Origin of the sequence: Escherichia sp. HH091_1A (genome assembly GCF_030295175.1) — a bacterium.
Taxonomy (GTDB): domain Bacteria; phylum Pseudomonadota; class Gammaproteobacteria; order Enterobacterales; family Enterobacteriaceae; genus Escherichia; species Escherichia coli_F.
Map to the genome: position 1 here is coordinate 1,642,348 of NZ_AP025747.1, position 24,921 is coordinate 1,667,268.

Below are 24,921 nucleotides of genomic sequence, written 5' to 3' on the forward strand. Positions count from 1 at the left end.
CAGGAATCCGCAATGAACAGGCTTTTTTCAGGTCGTTCCGATATGCCCTTTGCGCTGCTGCTTCTCGCGCCCAGCTTATTACTGCTGGGCGGTCTGGTGGCGTGGCCAATGGTGTCGAATATCGAAATTAGTTTTTTACGTCTGCCGCTCAATCCCAACATCGAGGCAACGTTTGTTGGGGTGAGCAACTATGTGCGTATTCTCTCCGATCCCGGCTTCTGGCACTCGCTGTGGATGACGGTCTGGTATACCGCGCTGGTGGTGGCAGGTAGCACCGTGCTCGGCCTGGCGGTGGCGATGTTTTTCAACCGCGAGTTTCGCCTGCGCAAAACCGCGCGTTCGTTGGTAATCCTCTCCTACGTAACGCCGTCCATTTCGCTGGTGTTCGCCTGGAAATACATGTTCAACAACGGCTACGGCATTGTGAACTACCTCGGCGTCGATCTTCTGCATCTCTATGAGCAGGCGCCGCTGTGGTTCGATAACCCGGGCAGTAGTTTTGTGCTGGTGGTGCTGTTCGCCATCTGGCGCTACTTCCCGTATGCCTTTATCTCGTTTCTGGCGATTTTGCAGACCATTGATAAATCGCTGTACGAAGCGGCAGAGATGGACGGCGCGAATGCCTGGCAACGGTTTCGCATCGTCACGCTGCCCGCGATTATGCCGGTCCTGGCGACGGTGGTGACTCTGCGTACCATCTGGATGTTCTACATGTTCGCTGACGTTTATTTGCTGACGACCAAGGTCGATATTCTCGGCGTCTATCTCTACAAAACCGCCTTTGCCTTTAATGACTTAGGGAAAGCGGCGGCGATCTCAGTGGTGCTCTTCATCATTATTTTCGCTGTCATTCTGCTGACCAGAAAACGGGTGAACCTCAATGGCAACAAATAAACGCACACTCAGTCGCATCGGTTTTTACTGCGGGCTGGCGCTGTTTCTCATCATCACGCTGTTTCCCTTTTTTGTGATGCTGATGACCTCGTTCAAAAGCGCGAAAGAGGCGATCTCGCTGCATCCTACGCTGCTGCCACAGCAGTGGACGCTGGAGCATTACGTCGACATTTTTAACCCGGTGATTTTCCCGTTTGTCGATTATTTCCGTAACAGCCTGGTGGTGTCGGTAGTTTCATCCGTGATAGCAGTATTTCTCGGCATTCTCGGGGCTTACGCGCTTTCCCGCCTGCGCTTTAAAGGGCGAATGACCATCAACGCCAGCTTTTACACGGTGTACATGTTCTCCGGCATTTTGCTGGTGGTGCCGCTGTTCAAAATCATCACCGCGCTTGGCGTTTATGACACCGAGATGGCGCTGATCATCACCATGGTGACGCAAACCCTGCCTACCGCTGTGTTTATGCTGAAAAGCTACTTCGACACCATCCCCGATGAAATCGAAGAAGCGGCGATGATGGATGGCCTCAACCGGCTGCAAATCATCTTCCGCATCACGGTACCGCTGGCGATGTCCGGGCTGATATCCGTGTTCGTCTACTGCTTTATGGTGGCGTGGAACGACTATCTGTTTGCCTCGATTTTCCTCTCCAGCGCCAGCAATTTCACTTTACCGGTAGGCCTGAACGCGCTGTTCAGTACCCCTGATTACATCTGGGGCCGAATGATGGCGGCCTCGCTGGTGACCGCATTGCCGGTGGTGATTATGTATGCACTTTCGGAACGTTTTATTAAGAGTGGTTTGACCGCCGGTGGCGTGAAGGGCTAAAGCGGCCAGTTTCTTGACAAGGAGTTTTACATGAAAAAGTTAGTAGCCACAGCACCGCGCGTTGCCGCGTTGGTGGAGTATGAAGACAGGGCGATTTCAGCCAATGAAGTGAAGATCCGCGTGCGGTTCGGCGCGCCGAAACACGGGACGGAAGTGGTCGATTTCCGCGCCGCCAGCCCGTTTATTAATGAAGACTTTAATGGCGAATGGCAGATGTTCACCCCCCGTCCGGCAGATGCGCCGCGCGGCATTGAGTTTGGCAAGTTCCAGCTTGGCAACATGGTGGTTGGCGACATTATCGAGTGCGGCAGCGAGGTTACCGACTACGCGGTGGGCGACAGCGTATGCGGCTACGGCCCGCTTTCCGAAACGGTCATCATTAACGCGGTGAATAACTACAAACTGCGCAAAATGCCGCAAGGTAGCTCGTGGAAAAACGCCGTCTGTTACGACCCGGCGCAGTTTGCCATGAGCGGCGTGCGCGATGCCAACGTGCGTGTGGGCGATTTTGTGGTGGTAGTCGGGCTTGGCGCGATTGGTCAAATTGCCATTCAACTGGCAAAACGCGCTGGCGCGTCGGTGGTGATTGGTGTCGATCCTATCGCTCATCGCTGTGATATTGCCCGTCGCCACGGGGCGGATTTCTGCCTTAACCCCATTGGCACGGATGTAGGCAAAGAGATTAAAACGCTGACCGGCAAGCAGGGTGCCGATGTGATTATCGAAACCAGCGGCTACGCCGACGCGCTGCAATCGGCACTGCGCGGCCTGGCTTATGGCGGCACCATCTCGTATGTCGCATTTGCCAAACCATTTGCCGAAGGTTTTAACCTCGGACGCGAAGCGCATTTCAACAACGCCAAAATTGTCTTCTCTCGTGCGTGCAGTGAACCGAACCCGGATTATCCGCGCTGGAGCCGCAAGCGTATTGAAGAAACCTGCTGGGAACTGCTGATGAACGGTTATCTCAATTGTGAAGATTTAATCGACCCGGTGGTGACCTTTGCTAACAGCCCGGAAAGCTACATGAAGTATGTCGACCAGCATCCGGAACAGAGCATCAAAATGGGCGTAACTTTTTAATTCTAAGGACGGAAAAATGAAAATCGGCACACAGAATCAGGCCTTCTTTCCGGAAAATATTCTGGAGAAATTTCGTTATATCAAAGAGATGGGTTTTGATGGTTTTGAGATTGACGGCAAACTGCTGGTCAACAATCTCGAAGAAGTCAAAGCAGCGATCAAAGAAACCGGTTTACCGGTGACCACCGCCTGCGGCGGCTATGACGGCTGGATTGGCGACTTTATCGAAGAGCGTCGTCTTAATGGTTTAAAGCAGATCGAGCGCATTCTTGAGGCGCTGGCGGAAGTGGGCGGTAAAGGTATTGTCGTTCCGGCTGCGTGGGGCATGTTTACCTTCCGCTTACCGCCGATGACCTCACCGCGCAGCCTGGACGGCGATCGTCAAATGGTGAGCGATTCCCTGCGTTTCCTGGAAAAGGTGGCCGCGCGTACCGGAACGGTGGTGTATCTCGAACCGCTAAACCGCTATCAGGACCACATGATCAACACGCTCGCCGATGCTCGTCGTTACATCGTCGAAAACAACCTTAAACATGTGCAGATTATCGGCGATTTCTATCACATGAACATCGAAGAGGATAACCTGGCGCAGGCGCTGCATGACAACCGTGACCTGCTTGGTCATGTGCATATTGCCGATAACCATCGCTATCAGCCGGGCAGCGGCACCCTCGATTTCCACGCGCTGTTTGAACAGCTGCGCGCCGATAACTATCAGGGCTATGTGGTGTATGAAGGGCGCATTCGGGCAGAAGATCCTGCTCAGGCGTACCGTGATTCTTTGGCCTGGTTGCGCACCTGCTAAGAGGTCTTTGTGAAAAGTGCAATGACAAGCTCTCCGCTGCGGGTCGCGATAATAGGCGCGGGCCAGGTGGCGGATAAGGTTCATGCTTCGTACTACTGCACCCGCAACGATCTGGAACTGGTGGCTGTCTGTGACAGCCGCCTTTCCCAGGCGCAGGCGTTGGCAGAGAAATACGGGAACGCATCCGTGTGGGACGATCCGCAGGCCATGCTGCTGGCGGTAAAACCTGACGTGGTAAGCGTCTGTTCACCTAACCGTTTTCATTACGAGCATACCCTGATGGCGCTGGAGGCAGGCTGCCATGTGATGTGCGAGAAACCGCCCGCCATGACACCAGAACAGGCGCGGGAGATGTGTGATACCGCGCGCAAACGGGGCAAGGTGCTGGCCTACGACTTTCACCATCGTTTTGCCCTTGATACGCAACAACTGCGTGAACAGGTGACCAACGGCGTTTTGGGGGAGATTTACGTCACGACCGCCCGCGCCCTGCGTCGCTGCGGCGTTCCCGGTTGGGGTGTGTTTACCAATAAAGAACTTCAGGGTGGCGGCCCGCTGATCGACATTGGCATTCATATGCTGGATGCCGCGATGTATGTGCTGGGCTTTCCGGCGGTGAAAAGCGTGAATGCGCATAGCTTTCAAAAGATCGGCCCGCAAAAGAGCTGTGGTCAATTTGGTGAGTGGGACCCGGCAACCTACAGCGTCGAAGATTCACTGTTTGGCACCATTGAATTTCATAACGGCGGCATTCTTTGGCTCGAGACATCATTTGCACTCAACATCCGCGAACAGTCGATTATGAACGTCAGCTTTTGCGGCGATAAAGCGGGAGCCACGCTGTTTCCGGCGCATATCTATACCGATAACAACGGTGAATTAATGACGCTGATGCAACGGGAACTGGCCGACGACAACCGTCATTTGCGCAGCATGGAAGCCTTTATCAATCACGTACAGGGCATGCCAGTGATGATTGCCGACGCCGAGCAAGGGTATATCATCCAGCAACTGGTGGCGGCGCTGTATCAATCCGCAGAAACAGGGATGCGTGTGGAATTATGACCAGGCCAGTAACATTAACGGAACCCCAATTCAGCCAGCATACCCTGAATAAATATGCCTCATTAATGGCGCAGGGGAACGGCTATCTTGGGCTTCGTGCCAGCCATGAAGAAGATTACACGCGGCAGACGCGCGGCATGTATCTGGCAGGGCTTTATCATCGAGCCGGGAAAGGAGAAATCAACGAACTGGTGAATCTGCCAGACGTGGTGGGAATGGAAATTACCCTAAACGGCGAGATTTTTTCGTTATCCCGCGAAGCGTGGCAGCGTGAGCTTGACTTTGCCAGTGGAGAATTACGCCGCAGTGTTACCTGGCGCACGAGCGACGGCGCAGGGTTCACCCTTGAAAGCCGTCGCTTTGTTTCGACAGATCAACTGCCGTTGATCGCGCTGGAAATCAGTATTACCCCGCTGGACGCCGAGGCATCAGTGCTGATCTCAACAGGCATTAACGCCACGCAAACCAACCACGGTCGCCAGCATCTGGATGAAACCCAGGTCCGGGTGTTTGGTCAGCATTTGATGCAGGGGATCTACACCACCCAGGATGGGCGCAGTGATGTGGCAATCAGTTGCCACTGTCAGGCGAGTGGTGACGTTCAGCAGTGCTATACCGCAAAAGAGCGCCGTTTGCTGCAACATACCAGCGCGCAACTTCGCACAGGTGAAACACTGACCCTACAAAAGCGGGTGTGGATTGACTGGCGAGATGACCGACAAGCCGCTTTAGACGAGTGGGGCAGTGCGTCGCTTCGCCAGCTCGAAATGTGCGGGCAAAAGAGTTATGACCAACTTCTAGCAGCATCGACAGAAAACTGGCAGAAGTGGTGGCAGAAACGTCGTATCACGGTAAACAGTAGCGATGCGCACGATCAGCGGGCGTTAGACTATGCGCTTTATCATTTGCGTATTATGACGCCCGCCCACGACGAGCGTAGCAGCATTGCGGCGAAAGCCTTAACCGGCGAAGGCTACAAAGGCCACGTTTTCTGGGATACGGAAGTGTTTCTGCTGCCGTTCCATCTGTTTAGCGAACCGACGATTGCCCGAAGTTTACTGCGCTATCGCTGGCACAACTTGCCTGGCGCGCAGGAGAAAGCGCGACGCAATGGCTGGCAGGGCGCGCTGTTTCCGTGGGAGAGCGCACGTAGCGGCGAAGAAGAAACGCCGGAATTTGCCGCCATTAACATTCGTACCGGGCTGCGGCAAAAAGTGGCCTCAGCGCAGGCGGAACATCATCTGGTTGCCGATATCGCCTGGGCGGTTATTCAATACTGGCAGGTAACAGGGGATGAAAGCTTCATTGCTCACGAAGGCATGGCGCTACTGCTGGAGACCGCAAAGTTCTGGATTAGCCGCGCGGTAAGGGTTAACGATCGTCTGGAAATTCATGATGTTATTGGGCCAGACGAATATACCGAACACGTTAATAATAACGCATACACCAGTTATATGGCCTGCTACAACGTCCAACAGGCGCTGAATATTGCTCGCCAGTTTGGCTGTAGCGACGACGCGTTTATTCATCGTGCCGACATGTTCCTCAAAGAGCTGTGGATGCCAGAAATTCAGCCCGACGGCGTTTTGCCGCAGGATGATTCGTTTATGGCGAAACCGGTGATAGATCTGGCGAAATACAAAGCGGCGGCAGGCAAACAAACCATTCTGCTGGATTATTCACGCGCAGAAGTGAACGAGATGCAGATCCTCAAGCAGGCCGATGTGGTGATGCTCAATTACATGCTACCGGAACAATTTTCAGCGGCCTCTTGTCTCGCCAATCTGCAATTTTATGAACCGCGCACCATTCACGACTCGTCATTGAGTAAAGCGATCCACGGCATTGTTGCCGCGCGTTGTGGCTTGCCTGCGCAGAGTTACCCGTTCTGGCGCGAGGGGAGTGAAATCGATCTTGGTGCTGATCCGCATAGCTGCGATGACGGTATCCATGCCGCCGCAACTGGCGCTATCTGGCTGGGGGCGATTCAGGGTTTTGCCGGAGTCAGCGTGCGCGACGGCGAATTACATCTCAATCCGGCGTTACCTGAGCAGTGGCAACAGTTGTCTTTCCCTCTGTTCTGGCAGGGCTGCGAATTACAGGTCTCTCTCGACGCGCAGCGTATTGCGATTCGAACTTCTGCGCCCGTTTCACTGCGGTTGAACGGTCAGCTTATTTCCGTGACTGAAGAATCTGTTTTCTGTTTGGGTGATTTTATTTTGCCCTTCAATGGGACCGCTACCAAGCATCAGGAGGATGAATGAAACTACAAGGGGTAATTTTCGATCTGGATGGCGTGATCACCGACACCGCACATCTGCACTTCCAGGCGTGGCAGCAGATTGCCGCCGAAATCGGCATCAGCATCGATGCGCAATTTAACGAGACGTTAAAAGGGATCAGCCGCGATGAGTCCCTGCGACGCATTCTGCAACATGGGGGCAAAGAGGGCGACTTTAACGTACAAGAGCGGGCGCAACTGGCGTATCGCAAAAATCTGCTCTACGTCCACTCACTGCGCGAACTGACGGTTAACGCTGTTCTGCCGGGAATTCGGCCTTTGCTGGCAGATCTTCGGGCGCAAGGCATCTCCGTAGGGCTGGCCTCCGTCTCTCTGAATGCCCCAACAATTTTAGCGGCGCTGGAACTGCGCGAGTTTTTCACCTTCTGCGCGGACGCTTCCCAACTTAAACACTCGAAACCGGACCCGGAAATCTTTCTCGCCGCCTGTGCCGGGCTGGGCGTGCCTCCACAGGCCTGCATTGGCATTGAAGATGCGCAGGCGGGCATAGACGCCATTAACGCCAGCGGTATGCGTTCGGTGGGGATCGGCACGGGCTTAACCGGGGCGCAACTGTTGCTGCCCTCAACGGAATCTCTGACCTGGCCGCGGTTATCGGCCTTCTGGCAAAACGTATAGCAAAGGAATCAACATGGCACAGCTTTCGTTACAACATATTCAAAAAATCTACGATAACCAGGTGCATGTGGTGAAGGACTTCAACCTGGAGATTGCCGATAAAGAGTTCATCGTGTTTGTCGGTCCGTCGGGCTGCGGTAAATCGACGACGCTGCGTATGATTGCCGGGCTTGAGGAGATCAGCGGCGGCGATCTATTGATCGACGGCAAACGAATGAATGACGTTCCGGCCAAAGCGCGCAATATCGCGATGGTTTTCCAGAACTACGCGCTGTATCCGCATATGACGGTCTACGACAACATGGCGTTTGGCCTGAAGATGCAAAAAATCGCCAAAGAGGTGATAGATGAGCGGGTTAACTGGGCTGCGCAAATCCTTGGCCTGCGTGAGTACCTGAAACGCAAGCCGGGTGCGCTTTCCGGCGGGCAACGCCAGCGTGTGGCGCTTGGACGGGCGATTGTGCGCGAAGCGGGCGTGTTTTTAATGGATGAACCGCTCTCTAACCTGGATGCCAAGCTGCGCGTACAAATGCGCGCGGAAATCAGCAAACTGCATCAGAAACTGAACACCACCATGATCTACGTGACCCACGATCAGACCGAAGCGATGACCATGGCGACGCGGATTGTCATTATGAAGGATGGGATTGTTCAGCAGGTCGGTGCGCCGAAAACGGTCTATAACCAACCGGCGAATATGTTTGTTGCCGGATTTATTGGGTCACCAGCAATGAATTTTATTCGCGGCACGATCGATGGCGATAAATTCGTTACGGAAACGCTTAAATTAACCATTCCCGAAGATAAATTAGCGGTTCTGAAAACGCAGGAAAGTTTGCATAAGCCCATCGTGATGGGAATACGCCCGGAGGATATTCATCCGGATGCGCAAGAGGAAAATAACATTTCCGCCAAAATTAGCGTGGCGGAATTAACCGGTGCGGAATTTATGCTCTACACCACGGTTGGGGGGCACGAGCTGGTGGTCCGTGCCGGTGCGTTAAATGATTATCATGCAGGAGAAAACGTCACTATTCATTTTGATATGACCAAATGTCATTTCTTTGATGCAGAAACGGAAATAGCAATTCGCTAAATACAGGGGGAAGGCATTCCCCCAGGATAATACAAGGAACAATAATGAAAAAGTTATTACCCTGTACCGCACTGGTGATGTGTGCGGGAATGGCCTGCGCACAGGCTGAGGAAAAAAAAGACTGGCACTTTAATATCGGCGCGATGTACGAAATAGAAAACGTTGAGGGTTATGGCGAAGATATGGACGGGCTGGCGGAGCCTTCCGTCTATTTTAATGCTGCCAATGGGCCGTGGAGAATATCGCTGGCTTATTACCAGGAAGGGCCGGTAGATTATAGCGCGGGTAAACGTGGAACCTGGTTTGATCGCCCGGAACTCGAAGTGCATTATCAGTTTCTCGAAAGCGATGATTTCAGTTTCGGCCTGACCGGTGGTTTCCGTAACTATGGTTATCACTACGTTGATGAACCGGGTAAAGACACGGCAAATATGCTGCGCTGGAAAATCGCGCCAGACTGGGATGTGAAACTGACTGACGATTTACGTTTCAACGGTTGGCTGTCGATGTATAAATTTGCCAACGATCTGAATACGACCGGTTATGCTGATACCCGTGTCGAAACGGAAACGGGTCTGCAATATACCTTCAACGAAACGGTTGCCTTGCGGGTGAACTATTATCTCGAGCGCGGCTTCAATATGGACGACAGCCGCAATAACGGTGAATTCTCCACGCAAGAAATTCGCGCCTATTTACCGCTGACGCTCGGCAATCACTCGGTAACACCGTATACGCGCATTGGGTTGGATCGCTGGAGTAACTGGGACTGGCAGGATGATATCGAACGTGAAGGCCATGATTTTAACCGTCTTGGTTTGTTTTACGGTTATGATTTCCAGAATGGTCTTTCCGTTTCGCTGGAATACGCGTTTGAGTGGCAGGATCACGATGAAGGCGACAGCGATAAATTCCATTATGCAGGTGTCGGTGTGAATTACGCGTTCTGATAATGTGCTAAATTGCCGGATGCGGCGCGAGTACTTTATCCGGTTTATAAATGTAGGCCGGATAAGATGCGCCAGCATCGCATCCGGCATTCAGGCAACGTAGCTGGCATTTATTTCAACGACATATGCGTGGCAACGGTAATATTTTGTGGTGACGGTTTTCCGGCAATTAAGCGGAATAATAACTCGCAGCTTTGTTGACCTAACTCCTGCGTCGGAACATCGATGCCGCCCGGTGCAGGCGTTAATATAAACGACAGCGTTTCATTACTATAACCCACCACCGCTAACTGCTGCGGAATAGCAATGTTTTTCTCTGCCGCCGCACGATAAATGCTCATTAATTTCAGGCTGTCAGTAGCAAACACTGCCTCAGGCAACGGTGACTGACTTAATAATTGCCGTGCGGCTTTTAATGCTGTCTCATGGGTATAACCGCCGTCAACGATCCACTCACTGCGCACTGCAATATTATGATCTTCCAGACTTTGCTTATAGCCATTAACGCGATCAACCGAAACATGAACATCAAGCGGAGCATGCATGCAGGCAATATTTTTATGTCCACTTTCAATTAATGCATCGGTCAGCGCAATACTGTCGCCAAAATTATCGGTATCGACAGAATAAACATGGGCATATTCACCTTCAACTTTGCCAATTACTACCACCGGAATATCGTATTTATCGAGTTGGGCGAAAAAAGACTCATCTGCTGGCGAACTTAGCATAATAATGCCTTTAATCATTTTCTGCTTAATTTTGCTTTCACATTTTTGTAAGTCTTCAGCCGGGTTGTGCGACGTCTGCAATATCACGTCGAAACCCTCATCTTCCGCTTTGGCGGTAATGGCATGCAAAACTTCGGAGAAAAACGGGTTACCCGCCGTAGTTTTGGTCGAGCGGGTAGAAATCACCATAATGGCATCAAAGCCCGAAGAGGTCAGCGCGCGGGCCAGTTTATTTGGCTGATACTGTAATTCTTCAATGGCCCGTAACACTTTTTCGCGCGCTTCCGGGGAGATATTGGTTTGCTTATTCAGCACGCGTGATACGGTGGATTTTGATACGCCGGCAACCCTGGCAATATCATAAATAGTAGGGGACATAGGTCAGGAACTCCGTCCGAACGTGAATGCTGCACATCTTATGGAGTTCGCCTCAAGATGACAACACGGGCAGTTGATAATCAAGGGCATGGCCCCCACATTCATATCCTTACGAATGATTTTTTTCTGGTCCACAGGACAGCAATGAAGCGACTTAAAAATGAACTTAATGCGCTGGTGAATCGGGGTGTCGACAGACATCTGCGCCTCGCTGTAACCGGACTTAGCCGCAGCGGCAAAACCGCGTTTATCACTGCGATGGTCAATCAGTTGCTCAATATTCATGCCGGAGCACGCTTGCCGCTATTAAGTGCGGTGCGTGAAGAGCGCCTGCTGGGCGTAAAACGCATTCCCCAGCGTGACTTTGGCATTCCGCGCTTCACCTACGATGAAGGGCTGGCGCAGTTATATGGCGATCCTCCCGCCTGGCCGACCCCAACACGCGGCGTCAGTGAGATTCGCCTGGCGCTACGCTATAAATCGAACGATTCGCTGTTGCGTCACTTCAAAGACACTTCCACGTTGTATCTGGAGATAGTGGATTATCCTGGCGAATGGTTACTCGACTTGCCGATGTTGGCGCAGGACTATTTAAGCTGGTCGCGCCAGATGACGGGCTTACTCAATGGTCAGCGCGGCGAATGGTCGGCAAAATGGCGAATGATGTGCGAAGGGCTGGACCCACTAGCACCTGCCGACGAAAACCGTCTTGCAGACATTGCTGCCGCATGGACCGATTATCTCCACCACTGCAAACAGCAGGGGCTGCACTTTATTCAGCCTGGGCGTTTTGTCTTGCCGGGCGATATGGCAGGTGCGCCCGCGCTGCAATTCTTCCCGTGGCCAGATGTCGATGCCTGGGGCGAATCAAAACTAGCACAAGCCGACAAGCACACCAATGCCGGAATGCTGCGCGAACGATTTAATTATTACTGCGAGAAAGTGGTGAAGGGATTCTATAAAAATCATTTTCTGCGCTTTGATCGGCAGATTGTGCTGGTGGATTGCCTGCAACCTCTCAACAGTGGACCACAAGCATTCAATGATATGCGTCTGGCGCTGACGCAGCTGATGCAAAGCTTCCACTACGGGCAGCGTACCTTGTTCCGGCGCTTGTTTTCGCCGGTTATCGATAAGCTATTGTTTGCTGCCACTAAAGCGGATCATGTGACCATCGATCAGCACGCCAATATGGTTTCATTACTGCAACAACTGATTCAGGATGCCTGGCAAAATGCGGCGTTCGAAGGGATCAGCATGGACTGCCTGGGGCTGGCGTCAGTTCAGGCGACCACCAGCGGCATTATTGATGTTAACGGTGAGAAAATCCCGGCGCTGCGCGGTAATCGACTCAGCGATGGCGCACCGCTCACTGTGTATCCTGGCGAAGTTCCCGCACGTTTGCCTGGCCAGGCGTTCTGGGATAAGCAAGGCTTCCAGTTTGAGGCGTTTCGCCCGCAGGTAATGGATGTCGACAAACCGTTGCCGCATATTCGCCTTGATGCTGCGCTGGAATTTTTAATAGGAGATAAATTGCGATGACCGAACCGTTAAAACCACGTATTGATTTCGACGGTCCACTGGAGGTCGATCAGAATCCAAAATTCAGGGCGCAGCAGACCTTTGACGAAAATCAGGCGCAAAATTTTGCCCCGGCCACGCTCGACGAAGCGCAGGAAGAAGAGGGGCAAGTTGAAGCGGTGATGGACGCAGCGTTACGTCCGAAACGCAGCCTGTGGCGCAAAATGGTGATGGGCGGGTTGGCTCTGTTTGGTGCAAGCGTTGTTGGTCAGGGTGTGCAGTGGACGATGAACGCCTGGCAAACTCAGGACTGGGTGGCCCTGGGCGGCTGTGCCGCTGGGGCATTGATTATCGGCGCTGGCGTAGGTTCTGTGGTAACAGAGTGGCGGCGCTTATGGCGCTTGCGACAGCGCGCCCATGAACGCGACGAAGCGCGCGATTTGTTGCACAGCCACGGCACGGGTAAAGGCCGTGCATTCTGCGAAAAACTGGCGCAGCAGGCGGGCATCGACCAGTCGCATCCGGCACTGCAACGCTGGTATGCCTCAATCCATGAAACGCAGAACGATCGTGAAGTGGTCAGCCTGTATGCTCATCTGGTCCAGCCGGTTTTAGATGCCCAGGCGCGGCGCGAAATCAGTCGCTCAGCGGCGGAATCAACGTTAATGATCGCCGTTAGCCCGCTGGCGCTGGTGGATATGGCATTTATCGCCTGGCGCAATCTGCGTTTGATCAATCGCATCGCCACGCTGTATGGCATTGAACTGGGATATTACAGCCGTTTGCGCCTGTTTAAGCTGGTATTGCTGAATATCGCTTTTGCCGGAGCCAGCGAATTGGTGCGCGAAGTGGGGATGGACTGGATGTCGCAAGATCTCGCTGCGCGTTTGTCTACCCGCGCAGCTCAGGGAATTGGTGCTGGACTTCTGACGGCACGACTGGGGATTAAAGCTATGGAGCTTTGCCGCCCGCTGCCGTGGATTGACGATGACAAACCTCGCCTCGGGGATTTCCGTCGTCAGCTTATCGGTCAGGTGAAAGAGACGCTGCAAAAAGGCAAAACGCCCAGCGAAAAATAATGCAATATCGGGTGCTGACCGGATATCTTTACGCCGAAGTGCCCGTTTTTCCGTCTTTGTGTCAATGATTGTTGACAGAAACCTTCCTGCTATCCAAATAGTGTCATATCATCATATTAATTGTTCTTTTTTCAGGTGAAGGTTCCCATGCGTCTGGAAGTCTTTTGTGAAGACCGACTCGGTCTGACCCGCGAATTACTCGATCTACTCGTGCTAAGAGGTATTGATTTACGCGGTATTGAGATTGACCCCATTGGGCGAATCTACCTCAATTTTGCCGAACTGGAATTTGAAAGTTTCAGCAGTCTGATGGCCGAAATACGCCGTATTGCAGGTGTTACCGATGTGCGCACTGTTCCGTGGATGCCTTCCGAACGTGAGCATCTGGCGTTGAGCGCGTTACTGGAGGCGTTGCCTGAGCCTGTGCTTTCTGTTGATATGAAAAGCAAAGTGGATATGGCGAACCCGGCGAGCTGTCAGCTTTTTGGGCAAAAATTGGATCGCCTGCGCAACCATACCGCCGCGCAATTAATTAACGGCTTTAATTTTTTACGCTGGCTGGAAAGCGAACCGCAAGACTCGCATAACGAGCATGTCGTTATTAATGGGCAGAATTTCCTGATGGAGATTACGCCTGTTTATCTTCAGGATGAAAATGATCAACACGTTCTGACCGGTGCGGTGGTGATGTTGCGCTCGACGATTCGTATGGGTCGTCAGTTGCAGAATGTCGCTGCACAGGACGTCAGTGCCTTCAGTCAAATTGTCGCCGTCAGCCCGAAAATGAAGCATGTTGTCGAACAGGCGCAGAAACTGGCGATGCTAAGCGCGCCGTTGCTGATTACGGGTGACACCGGTACAGGTAAAGATCTCTTTGCCTACGCCTGCCATCAGGCAAGCCCACGAGCGGGCAAACCTTATCTGGCGCTGAACTGCGCGTCTATACCGGAAGATGCGGTCGAGAGTGAACTGTTTGGTCATGCTCCGGAAGGTAAAAAAGGGTTCTTTGAGCAGGCGAACGGTGGTTCGGTGCTGTTAGATGAGATAGGCGAGATGTCGCCAAGGATGCAGGCGAAATTACTGCGTTTCCTTAATGATGGTACTTTCCGTCGAGTTGGTGAAGATCATGAAGTGCATGTCGATGTAAGGGTTATTTGCGCTACGCAGAAGAATTTGGTCGAACTGGTGCAAAAAGGCGTGTTCCGTGAAGATCTCTATTATCGTCTGAACGTGTTGACGCTCAATCTGCCGCCGTTACGTGACTGTCCGCAGGACATCATGCCGTTAACCGAGCTGTTCGTCGCCCGCTTTGCCGACGAGCAGGGCGTGCCGCGTCCGAAACTGGCCGCTGACCTGAATACTGTACTTACGCGTTATGCGTGGCCGGGAAATGTGCGGCAGTTAAAGAACGCTATCTATCGCGCACTGACACAACTGGACGGCTATGAGCTGCGTCCTCAGGATATTTTGTTGCCGGATTATGACGCCGCAACGGTAGCCGTGGGCGAAGATGCGATGGAAGGTTCGCTGGACGAAATTACCAGCCGTTTTGAACGCTCGGTATTAACTCAGCTTTATCGCAATTATCCCAGCACGCGCAAACTGGCAAAACGTCTCGGCGTTTCGCATACCGCGATTGCCAATAAGTTGCGGGAATTTGGTCTGAGTCAGAAGAAGAACGAAGAGTAAGCGCGAATATGCCTGATGGTGCAACACCATCAGGCATATTAACTTATGCTTTCAGTACAGCCAGAGCTGCTTCGTAATCCGGCTCGGTGGTGATTTCATCAACCAGCTGGCTGAAAATCACATTGTCATTTTCATCGATAACCACAACGGCACGCGCTGCCAGACCTTTCAGTGGGCCATCAGCAATTGCCACACCGTAGGCTTGCAGGAATTCAGCGTTACGGAAAGTGGAGAGGGTGATAACGTTGTTCAGACCTTCTGCGCCGCAGAAACGAGACTGGGCGAACGGCAGATCAGCAGAGATACACAGCACAACGGTGTTGTCGATCTCGGTTGCCAGTTGGTTAAACTTACGTACTGATGCGGCGCAAACACCGGTATCAATACTCGGGAAAATGTTCAGCACTTTGCGTTTACCCGCAAACTGACCGAGGGTGACGTCAGACAGATCTTTTGCCACGAGAGTAAAAGTCTGCGCTTTGCTACCCGCCAGCGGGATGGAATTGGCGACTGTAACCGGGTTGCCCTGGAAATGAACGGTTTGTGACATGATTATCTTTCCTGTTTACATATAGTTAACGTCACACCTAGTTTATGCTAACTGTCAATAACACAGCAAACGCTATTTGCGCTTAATCTGCAGACCACCGCGACAACAAGGAGTAAAGATGAGAACCGTTAAGGTATTTGAGGAAGCCTGGCCCTTACATACCCCGTTTGTGATTGCTCGGGGAAGTCGTAGTGAAGCGCGCGTGGTGGTGGTTGAACTGGAAGAAGAAGGTATTAAAGGCACCGGTGAATGCACGCCGTATCCGCGTTATGGAGAAAGTGATGCCTCGGTAATGGCGCAAATTATGAGCGTCGTGCCGCAATTAGAGAAAGGGCTGACACGGGAGGAGTTGCAAAAAATTCTCCCTGCCGGCGCAGCACGTAATGCGCTGGATTGTGCATTGTGGGATCTGGCGGCGCGAAAACAGCAGCAATCGCTGGCTGATTTGATCGGCATAACGCTTCCCGAGACAGTCACCACTGCCCAGACGGTAGTCATCGGTACGCCTGATCAGATGGCCAATAGTGCATCAACACTCTGGCAGGCAGGCGCGAAATTACTGAAAGTGAAGCTGGATAACCATCTTATCAGTGAGCGGATGGTGGCAATTCGCACAGCTGTGCCCGATGCGACGCTGATCGTTGATGCAAATGAATCCTGGCGTTCAGAAGGGTTGGCGGCGCGTTGCCAGCTATTGGCGGATTTAGGCGTTGCGATGCTTGAACAACCGCTTCCTGCGCAGGACGATGCGGCACTGGAGAATTTTATTCATCCGTTACCGATTTGTGCAGATGAAAGTTGTCATACTCGTAGCAATCTGAAGGCGCTGCAAGGGCGCTATGAGATGGTTAACATTAAGCTCGATAAAACGGGTGGCCTGACGGAAGCGCTGGCGCTGGCGACTGAAGCACGTGCACAAGGTTTTAGTCTGATGCTGGGCTGCATGTTGTGTACCTCTCGTGCCATTAGCGCCGCTTTACCGCTGGTGCCGCAGGTCAGTTTCGCCGATCTTGACGGACCGACCTGGCTGGCGGTAGATGTGGAACCGGCGCTTCAGTTCACAACGGGTGAATTGCATCTTTAGGATGCCAGCGCAGCAAGTTTGCCATCGCAAAGAGATATTTTTCGCTGGCTTCGTCGGAGGAGATGGGCGGAAACTCTGCGGTGATGCAATGCAGGTTGAGATCTGCACACCAACTGCCGAAAGAGCCAGGCGTTTCATAACCGACGCTGGTTACCAGTGGCAATTCAAACGCCTGGGCCAGCCATTCACCTAATTCGCTGTGTCTGGGGTCTTCAATACAGGCCAGTGGATCGTGGAATGAGACCACCCAGGCAGGTTGAATGCGATGTATAAGCTGGCACAGCGCCTGAGTTTCAGGTTCGGAGCCAGGTTTGTCACCTGTCAGTAAAACGACATCACGTTCTTCAGCGGCGCTGTTCCAGCGATAAACCGTTTCACCTTCCTTCCAGTTTGCTGCCGGAAAGTTTCTATTTAAATCCACGCCATTAGCATTGGCCCGTAACCCTAACTGGCAGCCGTCAGGATTCACACACAGCACCACATGATGGCGGCGCAAAGAAGGTGTCAATGTCCGCAGAGCACAGGAGAGGGTCACGACCGAAGAGTTTTCATCACCGTGGGTGCCAGCCAGAATCAAACCACTTTCGTGACTGGCGGCTGGGGCCGGAAACCAGATCAAAGGCGCGCCCAATAATGAACGTCCGTAATGTTCTGTACCGGGCGGAAATGCGCCGCGTTCGGCGCGTGGGCGAGTTACGGTCATGATCGTCTCTGGTTCAGGAAGTATTACAGGCAGTGTTGTGCAAATTTTGCGGATTATCAAATCCTTTTCTTCAACGCTATGTTATCGATCTCGTATCACTTTTTTGCCGGAAGTTGTTTGCATTTCTTTAAGGCGAAACAAATAATTACGCATGATTATTAACGCAGGTTTGAGGGTAACTTATGAAGCACTCTGTTTCAGTCACGTGTTGTGCGCTGTTGGTCAGCAGCATTTCTCTTTCGTATGCTGCAGAAGTTCCGAGCGGCACAGTACTGGCAGAGAAGCAGGAGCTGGTGCGCCATATTAAAGATGAGCCTGCGTCGCTGGATCCCGCTAAAGCCGTGGGTCTGCCAGAGATTCAGGTCATTCGCGATCTTTTTGAAGGACTGGTGAATCAGAACGAGAAAGGGGAGATTGTCCCCGGCGTTGCGACTCAGTGGAAAAGTAATGACAACCGTATCTGGACTTTCACCCTGCGCGATAACGCAAAATGGGCGGATGGCACACCGGTAACGGCACAGGATTTTGTCTACAGCTGGCAACGTCTGGTTGACCCAAAAACGTTGTCGCCGTTTGCCTGGTTTGCCGCGCTGGCGGGAATCAACAACGCACAGGCGATTATTGATGGTAAAGCTACGCCTGATCAGCTAGGCGTCACCGCGGTTGATGCCCGTACTTTGAAAATCCAGCTTGATAAACCGTTGCCGTGGTTTGTGAATTTAACAGCCAATTTTGCCTTCTTCCCGGTGCAAAAAGCTAACGTAGAAAGCGGGAAAGAGTGGACGAAACCCGGAAATCTGGTCGGCAATGGCGCTTATGTTCTTAAAGAGCGTGTAGTCAATGAAAAACTGGTCGTGGTGCCAAATACCCATTATTGGGATAACGCCAAAACGGTGTTGCAAAAAGTGACCTTCCTGCCAATTAATCAGGAATCCGCAGCCACTAAGCGTTATCTCGCGGGGGATATTGATATCACCGAATCCTTCCCCAAAAATATGTATCAGAAGCTGTTGAAGGATATTCCGGGGCAGGTTTATACACCGCCGCAGCTCGGAACCTATTATTATGCGTTTAACACGCAAAAAGGGCCGACGGCAGATCAGCGCGTTCGTCTGGCATTAAGTATGACGATAGATCGCCGCCTGATGACCGAAAAAGTGTTGGGGACGGGCGAAAAACCAGCGTGGCATTTTACGCCAGATGTTACTGCCGGATTCACGCCGGAGCCTTCGCCGTTTGAACAAATGAGTCAGGAAGAACTGAATGCGCAGGCAAAAACTTTGTTGAGCGCAGCCGGTTATGGTCCGCAAAAACCGCTGAAGCTGACGCTTTTGTATAATACTTCAGAAAACCATCAAAAAATTGCGATTGCTGTGGCATCGATGTGGAAAAAGAACCTTGGTGTAGATGTCAAACTGCAAAATCAGGAATGGAAAACCTATATCGATAGTCGTAATACAGGTAATTTTGATGTTATCCGCGCCTCGTGGGTGGGGGATTATAATGAACCCTCCACCTTCCTGACATTATTAACGTCAACGCATTCAGGCAACATTTCACGCTTTAACAACCCGGCCTACGACAAAGTTTTGGCCCAGGCATCGACGGAAAATACCGTTAAAGCGCGTAATGCCGATTACAATGCGGCAGAAAAAATCCTCATGGAGCAAGCACCGATTGCACCAATTTATCAATATACCAATGGACGATTAATCAAGCCGTGGCTGAAAGGTTATCCCATTAATAACCCGGAAGATGTGGCGTATAGCCGGACTATGTATATTGTGAAACATTGATGTGAACTGGCGTTACCCTTGTGGGTAACGCCAGTGATGTCTGAATTAACGACCCTGGTCTGGTGGTGTAATGTTATCCATATACAGCGTCTGGCTTGGGAACGCGAAATCCGCGCCGTGTGACTGTACAATATCGATAATCTTCAAATAAACATCCTGCTGGGCGGCAAGCCATTCAGCCCATACTGTGGTTTTGGTAAAGCAATAAACCATAATATTCAATGACGAGTCAGCAAACTGGTTGAAATAAACCAGTAAGGTTTGTCGCTGGTCGATGGCCGGGTGATTTTTAAGCATCTCACGTACGGCTTCGACAATGGCTCCCACTTTTGCCGCATCCTCATAACGTAAACCGATTGTCGTGGTAATACGTCGGTTGGTCATTCGCCCCGGGTTTTCTACGCTGATAGACGAAAACAGCGAGTTCGGGACGTATAACGGACGATTATCAAAGGTCGTAATTTTGGTAATTCGCCAGCCAATTTCCGCTACTGTACCTTCGATATTTCTGTCCGGTGAACGGATCCAGTCGCCAATACTGAAAGGACGGTCGAAATAGAGCATAATCCCGGAAAAGAAGTTACTCAGAATATCTTTACCGGCCATACCAACAGCCAGACCACCAATACCACCAAAGGTCAGCAAGCCAGAAAGGCTCATGCCGAAATGTTCGCCATAAAGCAAAACAAGTACCACAATAATGGTGATTTTGATGATACGCGACATAATCCGCGCACTGGTGATATCACGACCTTTTTTAATCTGCTGTTTTTCAAACTGATTAATCAGCAGAAATAACTTAATCGTCAGAATAACAGCAATCAGGGACGTACAGATAAAATCGATAACGCCTGGAGTGATAAATTGGAGTTTGTAGTTTTCTATAACATAATTAATGATGCTACCAACAGCACTGATAATTATGGTGTAGATGAAAAATTGCACCGCATGGAATAAAAATCCTTTTCTTTTACGATTTCCGCGGCGAAACCAAAAGCTCATCAGAATCAATGCTGCGCAGCTACCGAAAATAATGACCAGATTAAGCGCATTATTTGTAAACAGTTCAGCGATCATTGTTTTATCAGGCTCCTCCAGATAATTGTCGTCATGCCGGAAACCCCTGGCGGGGCTATTTTACCGCGACAATTCATTCAGATCATCAATAGTCAGGGAAGGAAGTAGCAACATTAGCTAACTAATCAATGCGTTGATTGTAAATCCAGCTAAGAGGTGAGGTTTTCAGAGCAGACAACGGTGAAATGTCATGGTATTGTTACGTTTAGGTAACAAGAAATTTGTCTGCACAAGGATTACATCATGATTATGGCGAAACTGAAGTCAGCGAAAGGGAAGAAATTTCTCTTTGGTTTGTTGGCGGTTTTCATTATTGCGGCGTCGGTTGTGACTCGCGCGACCATCGGCGGCGTTATAGAACAGTACAATATTCCGCTGTCTGAGTGGACGACATCAATGTATGTGATTCAGTCATCGATGATTTTTGTTTATAGCCTGGTCTTTACTGTGTTGCTGGCAATCCCGTTGGGTATTTATTTCCTTGGCGGCGAAGAGCAGTAAGTAAAAAATAGGCCCGATAACTCGGGCCTTGTCAGTTATTGAAGAGTCGTTAATCGTCTTCTTCGTCATCCAGTTCAACGGGTGTCTGATACTGGTCAGGTTTAATGACCAGCAGGTCGCAGCGAAGATGATCAATCACCTGTTCCGCCGTGTTGCCAAGGAATGCTGCTGAAATACCGGTGCGTCCGACCGTGCCCAGAACCACAATCCCCGCCTGTAAGTGCTCCGCCAAATCAGGAATCACCTCTTCGGGCAGACCTTTTTCTACGTGTGTCATGTTTTCATTAATGCCGAATTTCTGCCGCAGAGCTTTCATTGCCAGCAAATGTTGCCCACGAATGGCATCGTTATAAACGCTCGGGTCAAATTCCGGCAGTTCAATCGCGATATTAATTGGCGTTACCGGATAAGCGCCAACCAGATGAACTTCGGTATGGTTGACTTGTTCTGCCAGTTCGATCGTCTCTTTGACCAGTTTTTCATTGAGCGCATTATGGTACGGCTCTTCACTGGCGAGATTCACCGCCACCAGCGCCTTACCCCCTTCCGGCCACGGCTGGTCTTTCACCATCCACACCGGGCTTGGGCATTTGCGTAACAGATGCCAGTCCGTTGGCGTAAAAATCACCGCTTCCAGACGGTCATGTTGGTGCGCCATTTTTAGCACCAAATCGTGCCCGCCGCTGATCACTTCCTGAATGATGGCTTCGAATGGACGGTTATGCCAGACCACTTTAATTTCAATGGGAACGCCAGCATTGAGATAATATTTTGCCTGCTCGTGGATCCAGGCTGTTCGTTGGCTGATGACGCCCTGACGCATAGCGGTACGTTCGTCCGGGGAGAGCAGGGTGGTCATTTCGTATGAGAAGTCATAGATCGGCAAAAAGGCTTTAATTTTGCCACCAATCCGTTGATGTAAATAAACAGCTCGCCGCAATGCTGGTTGGTCGTCCTGGTTAGGATCGATAACAACGAGCATGTTGTGATACATAGCCATACAGGGTCTCCTTACAACAACTGTCAACGCAGTTTGTAATTAAAAGATTAACCCATATCTGGTGAATGAAACAGTGATGAACCTTCTGCCAGATCAATAAATCAGAAAAATTTAATGATATGACAGAAGGATAGTGAGTGATGCGGAAAAATCAGGCAACGTTACGCGTGTGACCAGCAAGCTGGGCCAGCGCATCGTTATTTTCGATGGTGATGTATTTACCTTTGACTGCCAGCATGCCGCTTTTCTGGAAGCGACCCAGCAGACGGCTGATGGTTTCTACCGTCAGGCCCAGATAGTTACCGATATCGCCACGAGTCATCGTCAGGCGGAATTCACGAGGGGAGAAGCCGCGTTGGGCAAAACGACGGGACAGGTTGTAGATGAATGCAGCCAGACGTTCCTCGGCATTTTTCTTCGACAACAGCAGGATCATGTCCTGATCGCCTTTGATTTCACCGCTCATCAGACGCATCATCTGCTGACGCAGATTCGGCATTTTACCGGACAAATCGTCCAGCGTTTCGAACGGAATTTCACATACCATCGAGGTTTCCAGCGCCTGCGCGAAGCTCGGGTGATGACCGCTGCCGATTGCATCAAATCCCACCAGGTCACCAGCTAAATGGAAACCAGTGATTTGCTCGTCGCCTTGCTCAGTAATGGTATAACTTTTAATCGTACCGGAGCGGATGGCATAAAGCGATTTAAGTTCATCACCAGCCTTAAACAGCGTCTGGCCTTTCTGAATAGGCTTCTTTCGCTCAATGATATTATCAAGCTGATCAAGCTCATGTTCGTTGAGTGTGAACGGGATGCAAAGCTGGCTGATGCTGCAATCCTGGCAATGGATAGCACAACCGCCAGACTGAATGCGCCGTATAATTCGCTTTTCCGGGATCATAGGTCTGCTCAAGCCGTAATTGATATTTGTCAATTTTAACATCTTTTTAGGGAGCAAGTAAGTCTAAGCAAACCTTAACAGCAGAGAATTCCGATATTAGATGTAAATATATGTCTATCTATTTGAAAACCCTTAAGTTGTTAAGGGTATCTTTACATAAAAGTGTGAACAAGCTGGCACAAATTGTTTAATGTTTACAGCAAAAGATAACCTTCGTGGCGTAATAACCACTCTTTTCGCTGAACTCCGCCTGCATATCCGGTCATGGTACCGTTTCTGCCAATGACCCGATGACAAGGCACAACAATGCTGATGGGATTCGATCCATTTGCCGCACCTACGGCACGCGCCGCGCCGGGGCGGCCCAATTGTTCAGCCAGTTGGCCGTAATGCATTACCTGCCCGCAGGGGATTGTGCGTAATGTTTTCCAGACTTCGCGCTGAAATGGCGTCCCCCCCGTGGCAGTGGGAAGAGTATCAATAATGCTAAGATTACCGGCAAAATATTCACGAAGCTTGTCGCTTAAACCACCTGGGTTGGTGGCAGAAATGCGTTCATAGCCTTCTTTGCGGTAATGGATGTCCAGCAACTGCACCATGCGTTCGCTGTACTCTTCCCATTCAACCGCCCGCAGGCGAAATTGCTCATCGCAAATCACCCACAGTGGACCTAGTGGCGTGGCAATTTTTTCTTCAAGTAATCTCAGCATCCGTTCTCTCTTAAGACAAACGAGGGTAAATCCCCGGACCTATCGGCAGACCGACAAGATACCACGCCAGCAACATCAGCAGCCATACCACCAAAAAGATAAGTGGATAGGGCAAAACTAACGAATAGTAAGTACCCAGTTTCGCGTCTGGTTTGTAGCGTTGCAGGAATCCAAGAAACAGTGGAACAAAAGGAGATACCGGCGCTAAAGGCAATACGGATGAGTCGGCAATACGAAAGAGGATTTGCGCAAATGCCGGGTGAAAGCCAAGTAGCATAAACATCGGTACGAAAATGGGGGCCAGAATCGACCAGATTGCGGAACCGCTGGCGATAAACATGCATAAGAAAGAGGAAAGCAACGCCAGACCGACAAACGCCGGGATGCCGCTAAGCCCTGAACTTTCGAGTATATCGGTCAACCCCACAGCGATGAATTTCCCCATGTTGCTCCAGTTAAACATGGCGACAAACTGGGCGAGGGGAAAAACCATCACGATAAATCCCGCCATCTCTTTCATCGGTTCAATCATTAAATGCGGTAAATCCGCCTGACGTCGAATTGTGCGGGTAGCGATGCCATAAGCCAGCGAAACCACAAAGAAAAAGAGAATGATCAGTGGCACGATACCTTTAATAAAGGGGGATGGCATCACGGTGTGGTTGATCGGATCGCGCAATATACCGTTTACCGGGATCACCATCAGCGCAATCGCAGCAATAAAAAGTAGCGATACGACACCTGCTATGCGTAAACCAAAACGCTGACTTTCGGTCAATGTCTGCAGTTTCTCATCGCTGTTTCCCTGCCATTGACCTAACCGTGGCTCAATGATTTTGTCGGTTATCAGGCCGCCAACAACCGTCAGTACGACTACGGAGCTGGCCATAAAATACCAGTTATCAATTACACTGACGTGCATTTGCGGATTGAACGCAGCCGCAGCCTCCGTGCTGATCCCCGACAGCAACACGTCGGTTGTGACAATCAGTAAATTAGCCGTAAAGCCGCAACCGACGCCTGCAATGGCGGCCAGTAAACCTGCAACTGGATGCCTGCCCACCGCCAGAAAAATCAGCGCCCCCATCGGTGGCATGATCACTAACGCCGCATCGGAAGAAATGTGGCTGAAAAAAGCAATAAACAGCACCATATAACTGGCGTAGCGAGCATTCACATGCGATGCCATTTTAACCATCAACGCTGGCAGTAAGCCGACGCGCTCCGCCAGACCGGCACCTAAAACCAGCGCCAGGATCGCGCCTAGTGGGGCAAAACCGCTAAAGTTTTTAATCACATTGGGTAAAAACCAGTGTAATCCTTCCACACTGAGCAGGTTTTTCACGACCACTGGCGTACCATCGGTCGGGTTTTTCGCACTGACGCCAAAGGCCGACAAAATTGCCGTCGTCACCATGAGTACGATAATCAAATAGATAAAGAGCAAAAAAGGATGGGGAACCTTGTTACCAATTCTTTCGACCCAGCCATAGAGCTTCCCGGATTGGGAGGACGACGGTATGGATGACATACTCATGGGCATTCCTCGTTTGTTG

General features: G+C 51.1%; 23 protein-coding genes. 15 read left to right on the forward strand and 8 right to left on the reverse strand.

Annotated features, from left to right (window positions below):
- The first annotated feature begins 12 nt into the window (after positions 1–12).
- Genes QUF14_RS08115 through ompG form a run of 9 tightly spaced genes read left to right on the forward strand, consistent with a single transcriptional unit; the run spans position 13 to position 9,642 of the window.
- Positions 13–894, forward strand: a complete 882-nt coding sequence (locus QUF14_RS08115; protein WP_001080777.1) for a carbohydrate ABC transporter permease — start codon at positions 13–15, stop codon at positions 892–894.
- Positions 881–1,723 carry a carbohydrate ABC transporter permease gene (locus tag QUF14_RS08120; protein WP_000224670.1) on the forward strand — a complete coding sequence of 281 codons (843 nt, stop codon included), beginning with the start codon at positions 881–883 and terminating at the stop codon, positions 1,721–1,723. Before QUF14_RS08115 ends, QUF14_RS08120 begins: the two co-directional genes overlap by 14 nt.
- Positions 1,724–1,753: 30 nt before the next feature.
- Positions 1,754–2,806, forward strand: a complete 1,053-nt coding sequence (ycjQ, locus tag QUF14_RS08125) for a D-guloside 3-dehydrogenase (RefSeq protein WP_100733960.1) — start codon at positions 1,754–1,756, stop codon at positions 2,804–2,806.
- Between the two features lie 16 nt (positions 2,807–2,822).
- Complete coding sequence (gene ycjR / locus QUF14_RS08130) at positions 2,823–3,611, forward strand: 3-dehydro-D-guloside 4-epimerase (RefSeq protein WP_000690245.1); 789 nt, start codon at positions 2,823–2,825, stop codon at positions 3,609–3,611.
- Between the two features lie 9 nt (positions 3,612–3,620).
- Positions 3,621–4,676 carry a D-glucoside 3-dehydrogenase gene (gene ycjS, locus QUF14_RS08135; protein WP_000833583.1) on the forward strand — a complete coding sequence of 352 codons (1,056 nt, stop codon included), beginning with the start codon at positions 3,621–3,623 and terminating at the stop codon, positions 4,674–4,676.
- The gene (locus QUF14_RS08140) at positions 4,673–6,940 is read left to right on the forward strand and encodes a glycoside hydrolase family 65 protein (RefSeq protein WP_100733961.1); all 2,268 of its coding nucleotides are present in this window, start codon (positions 4,673–4,675) and stop codon (positions 6,938–6,940) included. Before ycjS ends, QUF14_RS08140 begins: the two co-directional genes overlap by 4 nt.
- Positions 6,937–7,596 carry a beta-phosphoglucomutase gene (gene pgmB, locus QUF14_RS08145; protein ID WP_000775806.1) on the forward strand — a complete coding sequence of 220 codons (660 nt, stop codon included), beginning with the start codon at positions 6,937–6,939 and terminating at the stop codon, positions 7,594–7,596. Before QUF14_RS08140 ends, pgmB begins: the two co-directional genes overlap by 4 nt.
- 13 nt (positions 7,597–7,609) lie before the next feature.
- Entirely contained in the window at positions 7,610–8,692 is a 1,083-nt protein-coding gene (locus tag QUF14_RS08150) for an ABC transporter ATP-binding protein (protein ID WP_000057969.1), read from the forward strand.
- 44 nt (positions 8,693–8,736) lie between these two features.
- Complete coding sequence (gene ompG, locus QUF14_RS08155; RefSeq protein WP_100733962.1) at positions 8,737–9,642, forward strand: monomeric porin OmpG; 906 nt, start codon at positions 8,737–8,739, stop codon at positions 9,640–9,642.
- A gap of 110 nt (positions 9,643–9,752) precedes the next feature.
- On the opposite strand, the gene QUF14_RS08160 is transcribed toward ompG, so the two are convergent.
- Entirely contained in the window at positions 9,753–10,751 is a 999-nt protein-coding gene (locus QUF14_RS08160; RefSeq protein ID WP_000075352.1) for a LacI family DNA-binding transcriptional regulator, read from the reverse strand.
- A 144-nt stretch (positions 10,752–10,895) separates the two neighbouring features.
- Here QUF14_RS08160 and QUF14_RS08165 point away from each other — a divergent pair, with 144 nt between their 5' ends.
- The 3 genes from QUF14_RS08165 (at position 10,896) to tyrR (ending at position 15,040) form a co-directional block, all read left to right on the forward strand.
- A complete protein-coding gene (locus QUF14_RS08165; protein ID WP_000825801.1) occupies positions 10,896–12,293 on the forward strand; it encodes a YcjX family GTP-binding protein in 1,398 nt (465 codons plus the stop codon).
- Positions 12,290–13,351: a YcjF family protein gene (locus QUF14_RS08170; protein WP_000138728.1), complete on the forward strand. Its 1,062-nt coding sequence runs from the start codon at positions 12,290–12,292 to the stop codon at positions 13,349–13,351. The genes QUF14_RS08165 and QUF14_RS08170 overlap by 4 nt, the downstream gene beginning before the upstream one ends.
- A gap of 147 nt (positions 13,352–13,498) precedes the next feature.
- A complete protein-coding gene (tyrR, locus tag QUF14_RS08175; protein WP_100733963.1) occupies positions 13,499–15,040 on the forward strand; it encodes a transcriptional regulator TyrR in 1,542 nt (513 codons plus the stop codon).
- Between the two features lie 43 nt (positions 15,041–15,083).
- Here the strand turns inward: tyrR and tpx are convergent, their stop codons facing one another.
- Positions 15,084–15,590: a thiol peroxidase gene (gene tpx, locus QUF14_RS08180; protein WP_000084379.1), complete on the reverse strand. Its 507-nt coding sequence runs from the start codon at positions 15,588–15,590 to the stop codon at positions 15,084–15,086.
- A gap of 118 nt (positions 15,591–15,708) precedes the next feature.
- On the opposite strand from tpx, the gene ycjG reads away from it, so the two are divergent.
- Positions 15,709–16,674, forward strand: coding sequence for an L-Ala-D/L-Glu epimerase (gene ycjG / locus QUF14_RS08185; RefSeq protein WP_001355260.1), 966 nt, complete (start codon positions 15,709–15,711; stop codon positions 16,672–16,674).
- Here the strand turns inward: ycjG and mpaA are convergent.
- Positions 16,649–17,377: a murein tripeptide amidase MpaA gene (mpaA, locus tag QUF14_RS08190; protein WP_000219116.1), complete on the reverse strand. Its 729-nt coding sequence runs from the start codon at positions 17,375–17,377 to the stop codon at positions 16,649–16,651. The genes ycjG and mpaA overlap by 26 nt on opposite strands.
- A 182-nt stretch (positions 17,378–17,559) precedes the next feature.
- Between mpaA and mppA the strand changes: the two genes are divergently transcribed.
- Complete coding sequence (gene mppA / locus QUF14_RS08195; protein ID WP_000683032.1) at positions 17,560–19,173, forward strand: murein tripeptide ABC transporter substrate-binding protein MppA; 1,614 nt, start codon at positions 17,560–17,562, stop codon at positions 19,171–19,173.
- A 45-nt stretch (positions 19,174–19,218) separates the two neighbouring features.
- Here the strand turns inward: mppA and ynaI are convergent, their stop codons facing one another.
- The gene (ynaI, locus tag QUF14_RS08200; protein ID WP_000559880.1) at positions 19,219–20,250 is read right to left on the reverse strand and encodes a low conductance mechanosensitive channel YnaI; all 1,032 of its coding nucleotides are present in this window, start codon (positions 20,248–20,250) and stop codon (positions 19,219–19,221) included.
- Positions 20,251–20,493: 243 nt separating this feature from the next.
- Here ynaI and QUF14_RS08205 point away from each other — a divergent pair, with 243 nt between their 5' ends.
- Positions 20,494–20,751 carry a DUF2534 family protein gene (locus QUF14_RS08205; protein ID WP_000605090.1) on the forward strand — a complete coding sequence of 86 codons (258 nt, stop codon included), beginning with the start codon at positions 20,494–20,496 and terminating at the stop codon, positions 20,749–20,751.
- Between the two features lie 49 nt (positions 20,752–20,800).
- Here QUF14_RS08205 and uspE read toward each other — a convergent pair whose 3' ends face one another.
- The 4 genes from uspE to abgT form a co-directional block, all read right to left on the reverse strand.
- Positions 20,801–21,751 carry a universal stress protein UspE gene (gene uspE / locus QUF14_RS08210; RefSeq protein WP_001252105.1) on the reverse strand — a complete coding sequence of 317 codons (951 nt, stop codon included), beginning with the start codon at positions 21,749–21,751 and terminating at the stop codon, positions 20,801–20,803.
- Between the two features lie 151 nt (positions 21,752–21,902).
- A complete protein-coding gene (gene fnr, locus QUF14_RS08215; protein ID WP_000611911.1) occupies positions 21,903–22,655 on the reverse strand; it encodes a fumarate/nitrate reduction transcriptional regulator Fnr in 753 nt (250 codons plus the stop codon).
- A 194-nt stretch (positions 22,656–22,849) separates the two neighbouring features.
- Positions 22,850–23,365 carry a methylated-DNA--[protein]-cysteine S-methyltransferase gene (gene ogt / locus QUF14_RS08220; protein ID WP_000945011.1) on the reverse strand — a complete coding sequence of 172 codons (516 nt, stop codon included), beginning with the start codon at positions 23,363–23,365 and terminating at the stop codon, positions 22,850–22,852.
- Positions 23,366–23,375: 10 nt separating this feature from the next.
- Entirely contained in the window at positions 23,376–24,902 is a 1,527-nt protein-coding gene (abgT, locus tag QUF14_RS08225) for a p-aminobenzoyl-glutamate transporter (RefSeq protein WP_000062976.1), read from the reverse strand.
- Positions 24,903–24,921: the final 19 nt, after the last annotated feature.